The organism is Pantoea sp. PNT03 (assembly GCF_014852515.1).
Lineage (GTDB): Bacteria > Pseudomonadota > Gammaproteobacteria > Enterobacterales > Enterobacteriaceae > Pantoea > Pantoea leporis.
Map to the genome: position 1 here is coordinate 1,330,301 of NZ_JACVBT010000001.1, position 16,497 is coordinate 1,346,797.

The following is a 16,497-nucleotide window of genomic DNA, read 5'->3' on the forward strand; positions in this document are numbered from 1 at the left end:
TAATAAAAAAATCAGAGCGTATCCTATGAGCAATCACGACATTATCGACGTAAAAGGCTGGATCGACGCCCGCCCGATCACCGGATACCAGTGGCTGACCCTCAGCCTGTGCTTCATCATCATCATGTTTGATGGCTACGACGCGGCAGCGATGGGTTTCATTGCGCCCGCGCTGATTGAAGACTGGGGCATCAGCCATGCGGAAATGGGGCCGATTCTCGGTGCCGCGATGTTTGGCGTGGCGATTGGCGCGCTAATTGCCGGTCCGTGGTCCGACAAATTTGGCCGCAAACGCGTGCTGCTGCTGTCGATTGCCGTCTTCGCCTGCTTCAGCCTGATGAGCGCCTTCGCGCGCACGCCGCTGGAAATGGGTGTGTTACGTTTTCTCACCGGTCTCGGTCTCGGTGCGGTGATGCCCAACTGCGTCACGCTGGTGTCGGAATATATGCCGGAACGCCGTCGCAGCCTGATGATCACCGTGATGTACAGCGGATTTAATATCGGTTCCGGATTGGGCGGATTCATTGCCGCCGGCATGCTGCCACACTTTGGCTGGCAAGCGGTGCTGGGTTTAGGGGGCTTGCTGCCGCTACTGATGTTGCCGCTGCTGCTGTGGCTGCTGCCGGAATCAGCGATGTATATGGTGGTGCGCAAAGTCAGTCGCGACAAGATTGCCGCCGTGCTCAAACGTTTGGGCGGCGAATTCTCCGCTGGCACCGCCTTTGTGCTCAATGCTCCAATCATCCCGAAAAAAGCGCAGGTGCTGCAGCTGTTCAGCCGCGGCTATGCAGGCGGCACGGTGGTGTTATGGCTCACCTATTTCATGGGGCTATTCGTCATCTACCTGCTTAACGGCTGGCTGCCAACCATCCTGCGTTCTGGCGGCGTAACGCTGGAGCGCGCGGCGATTGTGGCGGGCTTATTCCAGCTGGGCGGCACCTTTGGCGGCCTGATGGTTGGTGGGCTGATGGACCGTTTCAAAGCGAAATATGTGATCGCCCTGTTCTATCTGCTGGGCAGCTTCTGCCTGGTGTCGCAGGGCATCTGGAGCTTTGGCCCGAATGTGCTGGCGCTGCTGGTGTTCTTCGCTGGCGTCTGCATCAACGGTGCGCAAACCGGATTGCAGGCCTTCTCCCCGGCCTTTTATCCCACCGAAATGCGCGCCACCGGCGTGTGCTGGATGCACGGCATTGGTCGTAGCGGCGCCATTATCAGCTCGTCGCTGGGCGGCGTGCTGCTCGGCGTGTTCCCTGGGCAAACAGCCATTTTTATCGTTTTGTCGCTCCCGGCAGTTTTGGCGGCACTTTCCATCACCCGACATCACCCTGCACAGGTGGCCCGTCAGGTTAAAGGCATCGACCTTAACGACCTGCCGTCCCTGTCGCGTACCCTCAATAATCGATGAAGTAGAGGTCAACAAATTATGGCTAAAATCATAGGCGGTTTAGCGGTTTCCCATACTCCCACCATTGGCTTTGCGGTTGATCACAACAAGCAGCAGGAAGGCGCATGGGCCCCGATTTTCGATGGCTTTGCCCCAATGCAGCGCTGGCTGGAGGAGAAAAAACCGGATGTGCTGCTGTATGTGTTTAACGATCACGTCACCTCCTTCTTTTTTGATCACTACTCGGCGTTTGTGCTGGGCATTGATGACGAATATGCCGTTGCGGATGAAGGCGGCGGCCCGCGCGATCTGCCGCCGGTAAAAGGCCATGCGGCGCTGTCACAGCATATTGGTGCCAGCCTGATGGCGGATGAGTTCGATATGTCATTCTTCCAGGACAAAGCGCTGGATCACGGCCTGTTTTCGCCGCTGTCGGCGCTGGCACCGTGGCAAGGCGGCTGGCCGATGCAGGTGGTTCCGCTGGCGGTCGGCGTGTTGCAGTTCCCGATCCCGACGGCGCGTCGCTGCTATAAACTCGGCCAGGCGCTGAAGCGCGCGGTAGAAAGTTTCCCGGAGGATCTAAAAGTCGCGGTGGTCGCGACCGGCGGCGTTTCACATCAGGTACACGGCGAGCGCTGCGGCTTCAACAATCCCGAATGGGATGCGCAGTTTATCGATCTATTGATTAACGATCCCGAACGTCTGACCGAAATAACGCTGGCTGAATACGCCACGCTCGGCGGCCTGGAAGGTGCGGAAGTGATTATGTGGCTGATCATGCGCGGTGCGCTGTCGGCCAACGTCGAGAAACTGCATCAGGATTACTATCTGCCTTCGATGACCGGGATCGCCACGCTGATCCTCGAAAATCAGTCACGCGAAGCGCCGGTCGATGTGCACCAGCGCCAGCGCGATAAGATCAATCTGCAACTCAGCGGCGTGGAAAAACTGCCCGGCACCTATCCGTTCACCCAGGCGCGCAGCCTGAAAGCGCTGCGCATCAACCGCTTCCTGCACCGCATGATTCAGCCAGAATGGCGTAAGCGATTCCGCGAAGCTCCACAGGCGTTGTATCAGGAAGCCGGACTGAGCGCTGAAGAGCAAACGCTGATGACCCAGCTCGACTGGCGCGGCATGATCCATTACGGCGTCAGCTTCTTCCTGCTGGAAAAACTGGGTGCGGTGGTGGGCGTCTCTAACCTGCATATCTACTCAGCGATGCGGGGTGAAACGCTGGAACAGTTCCAGCAGACGCGCAATCAGCAGGTGCTCTATTCGGTGGCGGGGAAAGCAGACTGATGTTTACGCAACCGATCATCGACTGCCATCACCACGTTTTTGATCCAGTAAACTTTCCCTGGGCGCCCGAGAGCGCCTATAACCCGGACGGACACGAGCTGGCGACGCCGGATTACTATCGTGCCGTGATGCAGGCGTATAACATCCGCCACTCGCTGATTGTCGGCCCGACGTCGGGATATAACACCGATAACCGCTGCCTGCTGGATACCATCAAGCGCGGTGCAGGACGTTTTAAAGGGATTGCCGTCACGCCGCGTGACGTGGAGAGCGACACGCTCGCCAGCCTGAAAGATCAAGGCATCGTCGGCATTGCGCTTAACGTGGCGATGCTGGGCACCGAGCCGTTTCTCCAGCTTGATGCCCTGATGGGCAGGCTGGCGGAGTTGGATCTCTTTGCCCAGATTCAGGTGCAAAACGATCAGCTACTGGCGCTGATGCCGCTGCTGTCACGCACCCGCACGCGTTTGCTGATCGATCACTCCGGTCGGCCTGACGTCAGCGCGGGCGTAGCACAACCAGCCTTTCATGCGCTGCTGTCGCTGGCCGGCCAGCAGCGCACCAGCGTCAAGCTCTCCGGGCTGGCGAAATTCTCCCGGCAGCCCTATCCCTTCAGCGATGGTCATCCTTACCTGCTGGCATTGCTGGACGCTTTCGGCGCGGAAAACTGCATGTGGGGATCGGACTGGCCTTTCCTGCGCGCCAGTGAACGCATGGATATGGGCACGCAACTGCTGCTGATCGAACAGCTGATCCCCGATGAAAAGAGCCGCCGTCAGGTGCTTTGGCACACGCCACAGCGGCTGTTTGGTTTTACTGAATTACAGGAGTCACGATGAGAACCATCTATGTACTGAACGGCCCGAACCTCAATCTACTGGGCACCCGCGAGCCAGAAACCTACGGTTCCGACACGCTGCAAAGCGTCGAAGCGCTGTGCCGCGCAACGGCGGAAGAGCTGGGCGTGACGATTGAGTTTCGCCAGACCAACCACGAAGGGGAAATGATTGAGTGGATTCAGCAGGCTCGTCTCGAAGCGCAGGCGCTGGTGATCAACCCGGCAGCGTGGACGCACACCTCGGTGGCGATCCGCGATGCGGTCACCGGCGTGGGGTTGCCGCTGTGGGAAGTGCACATCACCAACGTGCACAAGCGTGAGCCTTTCCGTCATCACTCCTATCTTTCCGACGTCGCACAAGGCGTGATCTGCGGCTACGGCATTCGCGGTTACCGCTATGCGTTGATGGAAGCGGCGCGCGCAGGTTGATTATTGGTCCTGCCCGCACACTTCACGCAGGCAGCGGATCAACGCATCCGCTGCCGGTGAGTGCAGACAGCCCGCCCGCACCGTCAGCCCGATAGCGCGATCGGTATCCGGCAAAGGCACCGGCAACGCCACCAGCGCGCCGGACGCCAGTTCCACTTCCAGCTGGTGCGCGGAGACCGCCGCCAGCATATCCGACTGCATCAGCAAGCCGCGCACCAACGCCAGATCGCCGGTCTCCACCACCGGATCGGGTGCCGGAATGCCCATCGCCTGAAAACTGTTATTCAGCAGATAACGTGCCGGCGTGGCCGAACGCGGCAGCACCCAACGCGCCGCGCGCAGATCTTCGGTAGAGAGCTCACGTCCCACCAGCGGATGATCGTGACGCGCCAGCAGCACCATGCGTTCGGAGAACAGCGTCTCGCGCGTGACGTCCAGCGCATCTTCATCGCGGCGCAGCGCGCCAAAAATAAAATCGATATCGCCCGAGCGCATCTCCGAGGCCAGCACGCCAAAGGCGCTTTCACTGGTGACCACGCGCACGCCCGGATAGCGCGCCGTCAGCATCACGATCGCCTGCGGCAGGATACGCGTGCGTCCCAGCGGCAATGCGCCCACGCGCACCGTTCCCTCAAGTATTCCGCTGCGGGCAGCAATATCGGCCGGAATATGGCGCAATTCATTCAGCGCACGCCGCACGTTGGCTTCGATTTCACGTCCGGCCAGCGAAGGCATCATGCCGTGCGGCGTGCGCTCCAGCAGCGCGATGCCCGCGCCGTTTTCCAGCACGCGCAGCGCGGCGCTCACCGCCGGCTGGCTCAGTCCGAGACGTGCCGCTACCGTCTGCATATGCCGCGTCTGGCACAGCGTGATAAAAATTTGCAGCCGACGCACGTTAAACAGCCACAGCGGTTCCGCATCGCTACGCTGCGCACCGCGTCCCTGCAATTTAGCCAGCCGCTGCGGCACCTGATGCAGTTCCTCAATCGCCCGCAGCGCACGCGGCAGCACACATTTACCGAAGTCAGTCAGCATCATGCCGCCGGCGTGACGTTCAAATAGCGTGACGCCTAAGGTGAGTTCCAGGTCGCGAATGGCGCGGGTAATGGCCGACTGGGTGCGAAATAATTCATCCGCTGCCCGTGAGACACTGCCTTGTGCTACCACCTGACTAAATGCCCTGATTTGCATCAGATTTGTCAGCTCCTGCGTGCCCTTTTCCGCCATCTTTCCCTGCCTGTTTTCACCACCGTTCGATGTCGCAATATAAATAAAACGCATACCCGCTGCAATGAAATGAATTATCGCCGCCAGGTGGGCAGTGACAGCATGGAAAAAAACAGCGGAGGAGTATGCCATGACTAACAACACCCCAAAAAAAACCGCGCTGGTGGTCAGCGCTCACTCAGCGGATTTTGTCTGGCGCGCCGGCGGTGCCATCGCGCTGCACCATGCGCAGGGCTATGACGTTCACGTTGTCTGCCTCTCATTTGGTGAGCGCGGCGAATCGGCCAAGCTGTGGCGCAAGGGGGAGATGAGCGAGGCGAAAGTCAAAGCCGCCCGCCGCAGCGAGGCGCAGGCCGCCGCCGAGATCCTCGGTGCTAGCATTGAATTTTTTGATCTCGGTGATTATCCGCTGCGTGCCGATAAAGAAACCCTGTTCCGCCTCGCGGACGTCTATCGCCGGGTGCAACCGCACTTTGTTCTGACCCATTCCTTGCAGGATCCCTACAACTACGATCACCCGATGGCCACGCATCTGGCGCAGGAGGCGCGCATTATCGCCCAGGCCGAAGGCTACCGTCCGGGCGAAAAAATTGTCGGTGCACCACCGGTGTACTGCTTCGAGCCGCACCAGCCTGAGCAGTGCAACTGGAAGCCGGATGTGCTGCTGGATATCACCTCGGTGTGGGACAAAAAATATCAGGCGATTCAGTGCATGGCCGGGCAGGAACATCTGTGGGAATACTACACGCGCGTAGCGCAGCAGCGCGGTGTGCAGGCCAAGCGTAACGTCGGCATTACCACCCGCCGCGACATCATTTATGGCGAAGGTTATCAGAGCATCTTCCCGCGCGTAACGGAGGATCTGGCATGAGCATCATCGCGAAAAAAGGCGTCGCGGTGCGCCACATCCCGCGCGCGGTAGCCGCGGATATCGACGCACTGGCGCGCTTTGGCGTCGCCACCGTGCATGAAGCGCAGGGGCGTAAAGGTTTGCTCGATCCTGCCCTTCGTCCGATTCAGCAGGATTGTGCTATTGCGGGCAGCGCGGTCACCGTGCTGGTCGCACCCGGCGATAACTGGATGTTTCACGTCGCGGTGGAGCTCTGCCAGCCGGGCGATGTGCTGGTGGTCGCGCCGACCTCGCCGTGCAGCGACGGCTTCTTCGGCGATCTGCTGGCGACCTCGCTGCAGGCGCGCGGCGTGCGCGGGCTGGTGGCGGATGTCGGTGTGCGCGATAGCCGCACGTTGCGTGAGATGGGCTTTGCCGTCTGGTCGCGTGCGGTATATGCGCAGGGCACGGTGAAAGAGACGCTCGGCTCGGTGAATGTGCCGCTGGTGTGTGCCGGGCAGCTGATCTGGCCGGGTGACGTTATCGTCGCCGATGACGACGGCGTGGTGGTGGTGGCACGCGATGAAGCCGCCAGCGTGGCGGCCAAAGCGCGTCAGCGTGAAGAGCTGGAAGAGAGCAAACGCCTGCGTTTAGCGGCCGGTGAGCTGGGACTGGATATCTATCAGATGCGCCCGCGCCTGGCGGAAAAAGGACTGCGCTATCTCGACACGCTCGATCAACTGGAGGAATAAACCATGCGCCAGCGTCGCATTCCCTGCTTGCTGATGCGCGGCGGCACCTCCAAAGCCGCCTGCTTTCTGGCACAGGATCTGCCAGCCGAACCGGCGGCCCTCGATCGGGTACTGCTGGCGGTGATGGGTTCGCCCGATATCCGTCAAATTGACGGCCTCGGCGGGGCCGATCCGCTCACCAGCAAAGTGGCGATCGTCAGCGCTTCGCGGCGGGACGATACCGATGTCGATTACCTGTTTGCCCAGGTCAACGTCGATCAAGCCCGCGTCGATTATGGGCAAAACTGCGGCAATATCCTCGCCGCCGTCGGGCCTTTCGCCGTCGAACGCGGGTTGGTTAAGGCTGGCAGCGAACGCACCCGTGTGCGCATTTTCATGCAGAACACCGGGCAGATTGCCGAGGCGGCGTTCGCCACGCCCGACGGTGAAGTCGACTATGACGGCGACTTACGCATTGATGGCGTACCGGGCAGCGCAGGCGAGATCGCCCTCACCTTCAAAGACATTGCCGGATCGAGCTGTGGCGCGCTTTTGCCAACCGGTCAGCCGCGCGATCGTTTTGATGGCATTGACGTCACCTGCATCGACAACGGCATGCCGGTGATCCTGGTGCGTGCAGCGGATGTCAATCGCAGCGGCTATGAAAGCCGCGACGCGTTAGATAACGACAGCGAGCTCAAGCAGCGGCTGGAGTCGATCCGCCTGCAGGCCGGGCCGCGGATGAATTTAGGAGATGTCAGCCAGCGTACGGTGCCCAAAGTCACGCTGCTGGCCGAAGCGCGTCACGGCGGCGCCATCAGTTCACGCACCTTTATTCCACACCGCTGCCACGCCTCGATTGGTGTGCTTGGCGCGGTCAGCGTTGCCAGCGCCTGCCTGATCCCCGGCAGCGTCGCCGACGGACTGGCACGCACCAGCCAGCAACCTCAACAGCGCCTGAGCGTGGAACATCCCAGCGGTGAATTTAGCGTGCTGCTGCAGCGCGAAGGCGATAACCCGCTGGCGGGCTGCGGTCTGTTGCGCACCGCGCGTGCCATTTTCGCCGGTGAAGTCATGATTCCGGCGGCAGTCTGGCCCTTCAGCAAGGAGTAATTGATGAACATCACCTTTATCGGTTTTGGCGAAGCGGGCGGCATTCTCGCCCATGATTTACAGGCACAGGGCAATGCGGTGACGGTATGGGATCGCAAAGCCCTCGCGGCAGAAACCCTGCCCGCGCTGCAGCAAAAAGCGCAGCAGAGCGGCGTGCGGCTGGCCGCTTCGCTGGCGGATGCATTGCAGGATGCCGCGCTGGTGTTCTCCACCGTTACCGCGTCGCAGGCCCTCAACGTGGCGCAGCAGGCGGCAGCGCGGTTACAGGCCGGGCAGCACTTTCTCGATCTCAACTCGGTGGCACCGCACACCAAACGCGCCGCGGCTGAAGTGATTCACGCTGCGGGTGCCAGCTATATCGACGTAGCGGTGATGGCGCCGGTGCCGCCTAAGCGGCTGGCGACGCCGCTGCTGATTGGTGGCGCTCAGGCTACACAGGTGCAGCCGCTGCTGCAACAGCTGGGCCTCAACAGCCGCCTGCTGGGTGGCGAAGTGGGTGAAGCTTCAGCGATTAAGATGTGCCGCAGCGTGATGATCAAAGGCCTCGAGGCGCTGACCACCGAATGCCTGAGCGCGGCGCGCCAGTATGGCGTAGAGCAAGCGGTGCTCGACTCGCTGCACGCCAGTTTCCCGTCGCTGGGCTGGAACGATCAGCTGCCGCACTACCTGATTAGCCGCGTGGCGGAGCACGGCCAGCGACGCGCCGAAGAGATGCAGGAAGTGGTGAAAACGCTGCAGGACGTCAAGGTACCGGCCGCCATGAGTGCAGCGATTGTTGCCACGCAGCAAGGGCTGATTGATGCGTTAAACGCCCGCTCCCTGCGCTATCAACAACTGACGCCGTTCGTCTGGCAACAGACGCTGGATAAGATCTATCCACCTCAATGAGTTATACGCATAGAGGTATGCGTTTTGTTTATCGGCAATTGTTTACATTTTTGTAACAGCGTAGCGTAAGCGAGACGAGAAGCAGGTTTTAAAACAATAACTATCGGAAGCAAAACATGAAGATTAGAGCATCTGTCGCCCTTTCTCTGCTGCTGGCAGCGGGTATTAACCAGGCCAGCGCCGCCGCGCTGGACGCCAGCCACACCAACCAGGTGATGACCAGTGTCAAAAACAGCATCAGCGCGCAGCACAGCACCGGCTGTGTAGCGGTGGTTGATGCCAGCGGTACGCTGCTGGCCTTCCAGCGCCTTGACGGCGCATCGCCGGGCTGCGTCGATGCCGCCATTGGTAAAGCGCGCACCTCGGCGCTGTATCACGCCCCTTCCCTGAAATTTATGCAGCGTCTGCAGAGCGGCGAAACCACGGTTCTCGCCATCCCGCACGCGGTGGCGCTCGGCGGCGGTTTCCCGCTCACGCTGCAGAATGAAGTGGTCGGCGCGGTTGGCGTCAGCACCCCCAAACAGGATCTGGATAATCAGGCTTCAGAGGCTGCCGCTCAGGCATTGAAATAACTTTCGGGGATTTCCATGATGACTCTTTCACGCCGCCGGTTGCTGACCGGCACGGCGGGCCTGTTGGTGGCTGGCGTCCTGACGCAGGCGCTCACCGGCAGCCTGGCTTTCGCCTCGCCACCGCTGGCCGCCGCAGTGGCTCCGTCCGCCAGTTTCACGGCGATTTCCGCCCGATTAACCGGACTGGACCAGCCGGATGCCCTGCTGGCGCAGCGCCTCTACAGCTGGCTGCACGCACATTTCCCGCAGCTGGATAGCCAGCTCGATACGCTCAGCGCGCTGCTGCAGCAGCAACCCACCGCCAACGGCAGCAGCCTGCTGGCGCTGCTGAGTACCCAACCCAAAGCCCTCGACGATCTTTATCAGGCGCTGGTTTCCGGCTGGTATCTCGGCGTTGTCGGCCCGCTGCCGCGCCCGCAATGTATCGCTTTTGAGAATATCGTCAGCTATCAGCTGGTGCGTGATTCCCTGTTACCACCGAGCTACGCGCCGGGGCAACCTAACTTCTGGACGCAGCCGCCTGCAAGGAGAGCACATGTCTGATTCATTAAGCGCCGATGTGGTGGTGATTGGCGCCGGCATTGCCGGTTCACTGGCGGCGCTGAAGATGGCCAAAGCAGGCGCTTCGGTATTGATGCTGGAGTCCGGCCCGGAGATTAAGCGCGATCAGGCGGTGGAGTATTTTCGCAATTCGCCGTTTAAGGGCGACTTCACCGAACCGTATCCGCCGCAGCCATGGGCACCGCAGCCAAAATTCATTCCCAGCGATAACAATTACCTGATTCAAAAAGGCCCGGATCCCTATCGCGCCCAATATCTGCGCGGCACCGGCGGCACCACATGGCACTGGGCTGGACAAGCGTTCCGCCTGTTGCCGAACGATATGCGCATTCAGTCGCTGTACGGCATTGGCCGCGACTGGCCGATCAGCTATGACGAGCTGGAACCCTATTACTGCGACGCCGAATACCAGATGGGCGTGTCCGGTGACAGCGATCTGGCTTCGCCGCGTTCGCGCCCTTATCCGCTGCCGGGCATTCCGCTGCCGTATGGCTTTGATCGTCTGAAGCAGCGACTCGGTCCGTTGGGTTATGAGGTGGGCATTGGTCCGCAGGCGCGTAACAGCATCGCCTATGACGGGCGTCCGGCCTGCTGCGGCAACAACAACTGCATGCCGGTTTGCCCGATCGATGCGCAGTACCACGGCGGCATCGCCGCGCGTAAGGCGCTGGATGCCGGTGTCAAAATCGTCACTAATGCGGTGGTGTTCCGCATTGAGGCTGACGACAAAGGCACCATTCAGGCGGTGCACTATCTCGATCAGAACAAAGCGCGCCATCGCGTCACTGGCAAACAGTTTGTCCTGACCGCCAACGGCATCGAAAGCCCGAAAATCCTGCTGCTCTCCACCAGCGATCGCTACCCGAACGGCATCGCCAACAGTTCCGGCATGGTGGGCCGCAATCTGATGGATCATCCAGGATCGTCGGTAGAGTTCTACGCCGATGAGCCGGTGTGGTTTGGCCGTGGGCCGATGCGTCCCGGCAGCATCAACAACATGCGCGACGGCGATTTCCGTGGTGAGCGCTCGGCGCTGCGTATCGACCTCGCCAACACCTCGCCGGTGCGTTATCTCACCGAACGTCTGGTGCGTCAGGGCTATTACGGCAAGGCGCTTAACGACAAACTGGCCTTCCAGGCTGAGCGTTTTGTTCAGCTCAAGTGCCTGCTGGAGATGCTGCCGGAGCCGCAGAACCGCGTCACGCTGAGCAAAACCGAGAAGGATGCCTGGGGCATTCCCCGCCTCGAGGTTTACTACCGCTTCCCGGACTACGTGCATCGCGGCTACGACCAGTCGATGATCGACTTCCAGCGCATGGTGAAAGAGATGGGCGGCACCGAGGCGGTCTACAGCAAACGCGGCGTCTACGACAACAACCAACACATCACCGGTACCATGATCATGGGCAGCAATCCGCAGGATTCGGTGGTGGATGGTCACTGCCGCACCCACGATCACCCGAACCTGTTTATCGCCGGCACCGGCATTATGCCGTCGGCCTCGACGGTCAACTCAACGCTGACCGGAACCGCGCTGGCGCTGCGTATGGCCGATAGCGTTCTGGCAAGCTTGTAAGGAGCACCCGATGAAACCTGTATTGATTCAGGCCGCTATCGCGGTGGTCCTGATGCAGTGCGCCGTGGCGCAGGCGGCAGACAATGCCGCTCAGATTAAGCGCGGTGAATATCTGGCGCGCGCCGGTGACTGCACCGCCTGTCATACCGCCACCAACGGCCCGCTGTTTGGCGGCGGCTTTGCGGTCAGTACGCCTTTCGGCCAGATCTGGGGCAGCAATATCTCCTCTGATAAGCAGTACGGTATCGGTAGCTGGAGTGACGATCAGTTCGTTGCTGCGGTGCGCGACGGCATTGGCAAAAACGGCGAGCAGCTCTATCCGGCGATGCCGTATGACTCCTTTACCAAAATGAAGCGCGACGATGTGCTGGCAATCAAAGCCTATCTCATGTCGATGCCGCCGGTGCATCAGGCTTCACCGCAAACCGACCTGCCGTTCCCATTCAACCAACGCTGGGGCATGCGCTTCTGGAAGTGGTTTAACTTCGATAAAGGCGAATTGCAGAACGATACGCAGCAGAGCGCGCAGTGGAATAACGGCCGCTATCTGGTTGAAGCGCTGGCGCACTGCGGCACCTGCCATACGCCGCGTAATCTGACCATGGGCATGGACAACGATAAAGCATTGGCCGGCGGCGATCTCGGTGGCTGGATGGCGTACAACATCACACCCGATAAGCAGGCAGGCATTGGTGACTGGAGCCAGCAGCAGCTGGTGACCTACCTGAAAACCGGCTTTGTCGCCAACAAAGCCAGCGCCTCCGGGCCGATGGCCGAAGCGATTGAACACAGCCTGCAATATCTGCCCGAGAGTGATCTGCAGGACATCGCCACCTATCTGCGCAGCGTTAAGCCGCAGCCGGACGCGCAACAAGCCCGCGCGCGTGACAGTTGGGGACAACCTTCCACCGCGCTGATTGCACTGCGCGGCGCCGATGAGGCGACCCGCCATGCTCAGCCCGGCGCGGTGGTATTTGCCGGTAACTGTGCCAGTTGTCACGGCGCCGAAGGTGCGGGATCGGGCAGCGGTTTCCATGCCTATCCGTCACTGTTCCATCACACCAGCACCGGCGCGGCAGATGCGCTGAACGTGGTATCGGTGGTCCTCAACGGTGTACATCGCCATATGCGCGAGGGCGAAGTCTTTATGCCGCCTTTTGCGCCTGAGCTGAGTGACCAGCAGGTGGCGGATGTCAGTAACTTTGTTACCCAGCAGTTTGGTAATCCGGCGGCGGCCAAAGTGGATGCGAAGCAGGTAAAAGGGTTAAGAGAGGATGCAAAACTGGCTTCACCCCCGATTTACGGTCAGGGAGATAAGCCTTAATTACTTCACTCGGCGGCGCGGGGCGCGTCGCCGAGGTAGCACGCGTTACTGATAATTCACCGTCACTTCACTGCTTACCACGCGTAAGCCGGGCGGTAAGGCGCCCTTCCCCTGAAAGCCAAATGCCAGATGCAGCGTCTCTTCCGCCGCCACGTTGGCTAAGCCGCGCGTACTGCCGCTGGCGCCTTCAATCTCGACACAACGATCGCCCGCACACAAGCGCACCACCAAACCCGAGGGCGCAGGACGGCTCAGCTGATAACGCCAGTACACCAGCGAAATGTTGCCCGGCGCGCTGGAAGGCGCACGCAGCGCAGGCGTCATCAGCCAGTTACCGCGCACGCCAAGGCTTGGGCCGCTGGCGTTGGCTGTCCAGGCACCGCTGGACGCATTAACAGCCAGCGGCAGCGCCATCAACGGCATCAGCATTACTGCCCAGCACCAGCGACGCATTACTTGCCTCCAATGGTGGCGGTCATGCGGATTTGACGGTTGTCGGTCAGCTCCATATTCGACAGCACAATCAGCTGCGGCAGATTGCGCCGCAGGAAGCGTGCCAGCAACGCACGCAGCGGATGATTGACCAGCAGCACCGGCGGCGCGCCTGCCATCTCTTGCTGCTGCAGTGCGCCTTGCGCCTGCACCAGTAAGCGATCTGCCAGACCTGGCTCGAGTCCACCGCCACCTTGCAGCGCCTGCAGCAGCAGGCGTTCCAGCGTGGCATCGAGGCCGATCACCTGCACTTCGCCGTTGCCCGGGAACCACTGTTGGGTAATCGCCCGTCCCAGCGCCACACGCACCACGCTGGTGAGCTCTTGTGGATCGTTCTGCACCGGCGCATGTTCCGCCAATGTTTCAATAATGGTGCGCATATCGCGAATCGAGACGCGCTCGGTCAGCAGGTTTTGCAGCACTTTGTGCAGCGTCGTCAGCGTGATGACGCCCGGCACCAGATCTTCGGTCAGCTTCGGCATCTCTTGCGTGACGCGATCCAACAGCTGCTGCGCTTCCTGACGGCCAAACAGCTCGCTGGCGTATTGGCCAATCAGGTGATTGAGGTGCGTCGCCACCACGGTGCTGGCTTCCACCACGGTAAAGCCCTGAATCTGCGCCTGCTCTTTCAGGGCGCTGTCGATCCAGATCGCCGCCAGACCAAAGGCCGGATCGACGGTTGGCTCGCCCGGCAGCGAACCAGCGGCGGTGCCGGGGTTGATCGCCATCCAGCGGCCCGGATAAGCATCGCCGCTGCCAATTTCTACGCCTTTCATCAGGATGCGGTAACGCGCGGGTGGCAGTTCCATGTTGTCACGGATATGCACCACCGGCGGCAGGAAGCCCACCTCTTGTGCCACCTTCTTACGAATACTGCGGATACGCCCCAAAAGTTCGCCGTTTTGCAGGTGATCGACCATCGGAATCAGGCGATAACCCACTTCCATACCGAGCGAATCTTCCAGCTGCACATCGGTCCACGATGCTTCCACCGTGGCCGGCGTTTCCTGGGTTTTCACCAGACTGGAAGCTTCCGCTGGTTTCTTCGGCTGCATTTCGCGACCGCGTAACCACCATGCAAGCCCTAATAGCGCAGCGGTAAACAGCAGGAACACCAGGTTTGGCATGCCCGGCACCAGGCCGAGCAAACCAATCACGCCGCCGCTCAGCATCAGCACGCGCGGGTTCTTGAATAGCTGCGTTACCATCTGCTCGCCGACGTCCTGATCGGTGCCCACGCGCGTTACGATGACACCTGCGGCGGTGGAGATCACCAGCGCCGGAATCTGTGCTACCAGGCCGTCACCGATGGTCAACAGCGTGTAAGTTTCACCGGCGTGACCGAGATCCATGCCGTGCTGCACCACGCCGACCAACAGGCCGCCGATGATGTTGATCACCATGATCAGGATGCCGGCGATGGCGTCACCACGAACGAACTTACTCGCACCGTCCATTGAGCCGTAGAAATCGGCTTCCTGCGTCACTTCGGTACGGCGTTGCTTGGCTTCCTGTTCGCCAATCAAGCCGGCGTTGAGGTCAGCATCAATCGCCATCTGCTTACCGGGCATCCCATCCAGCACAAAACGCGCGCCGACTTCGGCGATACGTCCCGCACCCTTGGTGATAACCATGAAGTTGATGATAACGAGGATGATGAACACCACGATACCGATGGCGAAGTTACCGCCAACGAGGAAGTGACCGAAGGCTTCCACCACGCGTCCGGCCGCATCGGCGCCAGTGTGGCCCTCCAGCAGAATGATACGGGTTGACGCAACGTTCAGCGCCAGACGCAGCAGCGTCGAGAACAGCAGAATGGTCGGGAAGGCGGCGAACTCCAGCGTGCGCTGGGTGAACATTGCCACCAGCAGCACCATGATCGACAGCGCAATGTTAAAGGTGAACAGCAGGTCAAGAATGAATGCGGGTAACGGCAGCACCATCATCGACAAGATCAACATGATCAGTACCGGGCCCGCCAGCACTTGCCATTGCGTGTCTTTAAAGTTGCCCGGTAAACGCAGCTTCTCGGCTAAATTAGCCATCGTTAGTGTTCTCTCCTGCAAAGTCCATGTCTGCCGGAACCGGCAGGTTTTTTGGTTTGTTTGGAATCAGGCCGCCTTCGCGCTTCCAGCGTCGCAGCTGCCAAACCCAGGCCAGCACTTCCGCTACCGCGCCATACAGCGCGCCGGGGATGAACTGACCAATTTCAGTGTGTCGATACAACGCACGCGCCAGCGGCGGTGCTTCGAGAATCGGGATGCGGTGCTCTTTGGCGAGCTCACGAATCTTCAGGGCGATATCGCCAGCACCTTTGGCCACCACTTTGGGCGCGCTCATCTTGCCTTCCTGATACTTCAGCGCCACCGAGTAGTGCGTCGGGTTAGTGACGATAACGTCGGCTTTCGGTACATCAGCCATCATGCGACGGCGTGCCGCCGCGCGCATCGCCTGGCGAATACGCCCTTTAACGTGCGGGTCGCCTTCGTTCTGTTTGTGTTCGTCGCGGATCTCCTGGCGCGTCATCTTCAGCTTTTTGAAGTAGCTGTAGAGCTGCCAGAACACATCAAAACCCACCATCGGGAACAGGCCCAGCATGATCAGCCCACAGCAGGCGGCGATCATCGACAAACCATGATGTAGCGCGTTGATCGGCGATTCGCTCATCAAACGCAGCATCTCTTCCCAATGGCTCCAGATGTACCAGCCAGCCACCAGCCCAACCAGCACCGCTTTCATGATCGATTTAACCAGCTCTGCAGCGGTTTGGCCGGAGAACATGCGGCCAATACCGGTGAGCGGGTTGAGCTTTTTGAGATCGAACTTAATGGATTTGCCGCTGAAGTTAAGGCCGCCCAGCGCCATCGGCCCGGCAATCGCCACCACCACTAAGCCGCCCATCAGCGGCAGCAGCGCGATCACCGCCTGCTTAATCAGGCTGCCGATATGACCAATGATCACTTTGTCATCGTTCACCATGCCGTGATCAAAACGAAATCCGGTGGCGACCATGCTGGCCAGACGCTCCGCCATGCTGTTGCCGCCGACCCACAGGATCAGCAATCCAATCAACAGCATCATCACTGAAGTCAGCTCGCGCGAACGCGGAATCTGCCCCTCCTCACGCGCTTTTTCAAGTCGGTGGGGCGTGGGCGATTCTGTTTTGTCCTCGTTACTCTCTTCAGCCACGACTTACCTCAGCTGGCAGGAATTCTGAGCATAGAATGCCAA

General features: G+C 60.3%; 16 protein-coding genes. 12 read left to right on the forward strand and 4 right to left on the reverse strand.

The genetic code is table 11. The features are described from left to right. The first annotated feature begins 25 nt into the window (after positions 1 to 25). Genes IB226_RS06240 through aroQ form a run of 4 tightly spaced genes read left to right on the forward strand, consistent with a single transcriptional unit; the run spans position 26 to position 3,950 of the window. Complete coding sequence (locus tag IB226_RS06240; protein ID WP_110866319.1) at positions 26 to 1,405, forward strand: aromatic acid/H+ symport family MFS transporter; 1,380 nt, start codon at positions 26 to 28, stop codon at positions 1,403 to 1,405. A gap of 18 nt (positions 1,406 to 1,423) precedes the next feature. Next, positions 1,424 to 2,683, forward strand: coding sequence for a gallate dioxygenase (locus IB226_RS06245; RefSeq protein ID WP_192234124.1), 1,260 nt, complete (start codon positions 1,424 to 1,426; stop codon positions 2,681 to 2,683). Continuing rightward, positions 2,683 to 3,522: an amidohydrolase gene (locus IB226_RS06250; protein WP_192234126.1), complete on the forward strand. Its 840-nt coding sequence runs from the start codon at positions 2,683 to 2,685 to the stop codon at positions 3,520 to 3,522. Before IB226_RS06245 ends, IB226_RS06250 begins: the two co-directional genes overlap by 1 nt. Beyond that, a complete protein-coding gene (aroQ, locus tag IB226_RS06255; RefSeq protein WP_101764144.1) occupies positions 3,519 to 3,950 on the forward strand; it encodes a type II 3-dehydroquinate dehydratase in 432 nt (143 codons plus the stop codon). The genes IB226_RS06250 and aroQ overlap by 4 nt, the downstream gene beginning before the upstream one ends. Here the strand turns inward: aroQ and IB226_RS06260 are convergent, their stop codons facing one another. Further along, entirely contained in the window at positions 3,951 to 5,177 is a 1,227-nt protein-coding gene (locus tag IB226_RS06260; RefSeq protein ID WP_192234128.1) for a LysR family transcriptional regulator, read from the reverse strand. A 130-nt stretch (positions 5,178 to 5,307) separates the two neighbouring features. Here IB226_RS06260 and galB point away from each other — a divergent pair, with 130 nt between their 5' ends. The 8 genes from galB to IB226_RS06300 all read left to right on the forward strand — a co-directional run bounded on the left by galB (position 5,308) and on the right by IB226_RS06300 (position 12,771). Beyond that, positions 5,308 to 6,048, forward strand: a complete 741-nt coding sequence (gene galB, locus IB226_RS06265) for a 4-oxalmesaconate hydratase (RefSeq protein ID WP_192234130.1) — start codon at positions 5,308 to 5,310, stop codon at positions 6,046 to 6,048. After that, positions 6,045 to 6,758, forward strand: coding sequence for a 4-carboxy-4-hydroxy-2-oxoadipate aldolase/oxaloacetate decarboxylase (locus tag IB226_RS06270; RefSeq protein ID WP_192234132.1), 714 nt, complete (start codon positions 6,045 to 6,047; stop codon positions 6,756 to 6,758). Before galB ends, IB226_RS06270 begins: the two co-directional genes overlap by 4 nt. Before the next feature lie 3 nt (positions 6,759 to 6,761). Beyond that, the gene (locus IB226_RS06275) at positions 6,762 to 7,850 is read left to right on the forward strand and encodes a 4-oxalomesaconate tautomerase (protein ID WP_192234134.1); all 1,089 of its coding nucleotides are present in this window, start codon (positions 6,762 to 6,764) and stop codon (positions 7,848 to 7,850) included. 3 nt (positions 7,851 to 7,853) lie between these two features. Continuing rightward, on the forward strand, positions 7,854 to 8,738 hold the full coding sequence (locus tag IB226_RS06280) for an NAD(P)-dependent oxidoreductase (RefSeq protein WP_192234136.1): 885 nt from the start codon (positions 7,854 to 7,856) through the stop codon (positions 8,736 to 8,738). Between the two features lie 116 nt (positions 8,739 to 8,854). Beyond that, the gene (locus IB226_RS06285) at positions 8,855 to 9,310 is read left to right on the forward strand and encodes a heme-binding protein (RefSeq protein ID WP_110866328.1); all 456 of its coding nucleotides are present in this window, start codon (positions 8,855 to 8,857) and stop codon (positions 9,308 to 9,310) included. Between the two features lie 15 nt (positions 9,311 to 9,325). Next, positions 9,326 to 9,853: a sugar dehydrogenase complex small subunit gene (locus IB226_RS06290; RefSeq protein WP_192234140.1), complete on the forward strand. Its 528-nt coding sequence runs from the start codon at positions 9,326 to 9,328 to the stop codon at positions 9,851 to 9,853. Continuing rightward, positions 9,846 to 11,447 carry a GMC family oxidoreductase gene (locus tag IB226_RS06295; protein ID WP_192234142.1) on the forward strand — a complete coding sequence of 534 codons (1,602 nt, stop codon included), beginning with the start codon at positions 9,846 to 9,848 and terminating at the stop codon, positions 11,445 to 11,447. Before IB226_RS06290 ends, IB226_RS06295 begins: the two co-directional genes overlap by 8 nt. A gap of 10 nt (positions 11,448 to 11,457) precedes the next feature. Continuing rightward, positions 11,458 to 12,771 (forward strand): cytochrome c, encoded by a 1,314-nt coding sequence (locus IB226_RS06300; RefSeq protein ID WP_192234144.1) that lies wholly within the window; start codon positions 11,458 to 11,460, stop codon positions 12,769 to 12,771. Positions 12,772 to 12,816: 45 nt separating this feature from the next. Here the strand turns inward: IB226_RS06300 and IB226_RS06305 are convergent, their stop codons facing one another. From IB226_RS06305 to flhB, 3 genes are read right to left on the reverse strand one after another with little or no spacing between them, the layout of a single operon-like run. Continuing rightward, on the reverse strand, positions 12,817 to 13,224 hold the full coding sequence (locus IB226_RS06305) for a flagellar protein FlhE (RefSeq protein ID WP_192234146.1): 408 nt from the start codon (positions 13,222 to 13,224) through the stop codon (positions 12,817 to 12,819). Beyond that, complete coding sequence (flhA, locus tag IB226_RS06310; RefSeq protein WP_101764133.1) at positions 13,224 to 15,311, reverse strand: flagellar biosynthesis protein FlhA; 2,088 nt, start codon at positions 15,309 to 15,311, stop codon at positions 13,224 to 13,226. The genes IB226_RS06305 and flhA overlap by 1 nt, the downstream gene beginning before the upstream one ends. Further along, positions 15,304 to 16,455 carry a flagellar biosynthesis protein FlhB gene (gene flhB / locus IB226_RS06315; protein WP_101764132.1) on the reverse strand — a complete coding sequence of 384 codons (1,152 nt, stop codon included), beginning with the start codon at positions 16,453 to 16,455 and terminating at the stop codon, positions 15,304 to 15,306. The genes flhA and flhB overlap by 8 nt, the downstream gene beginning before the upstream one ends. Positions 16,456 to 16,497: the final 42 nt, after the last annotated feature.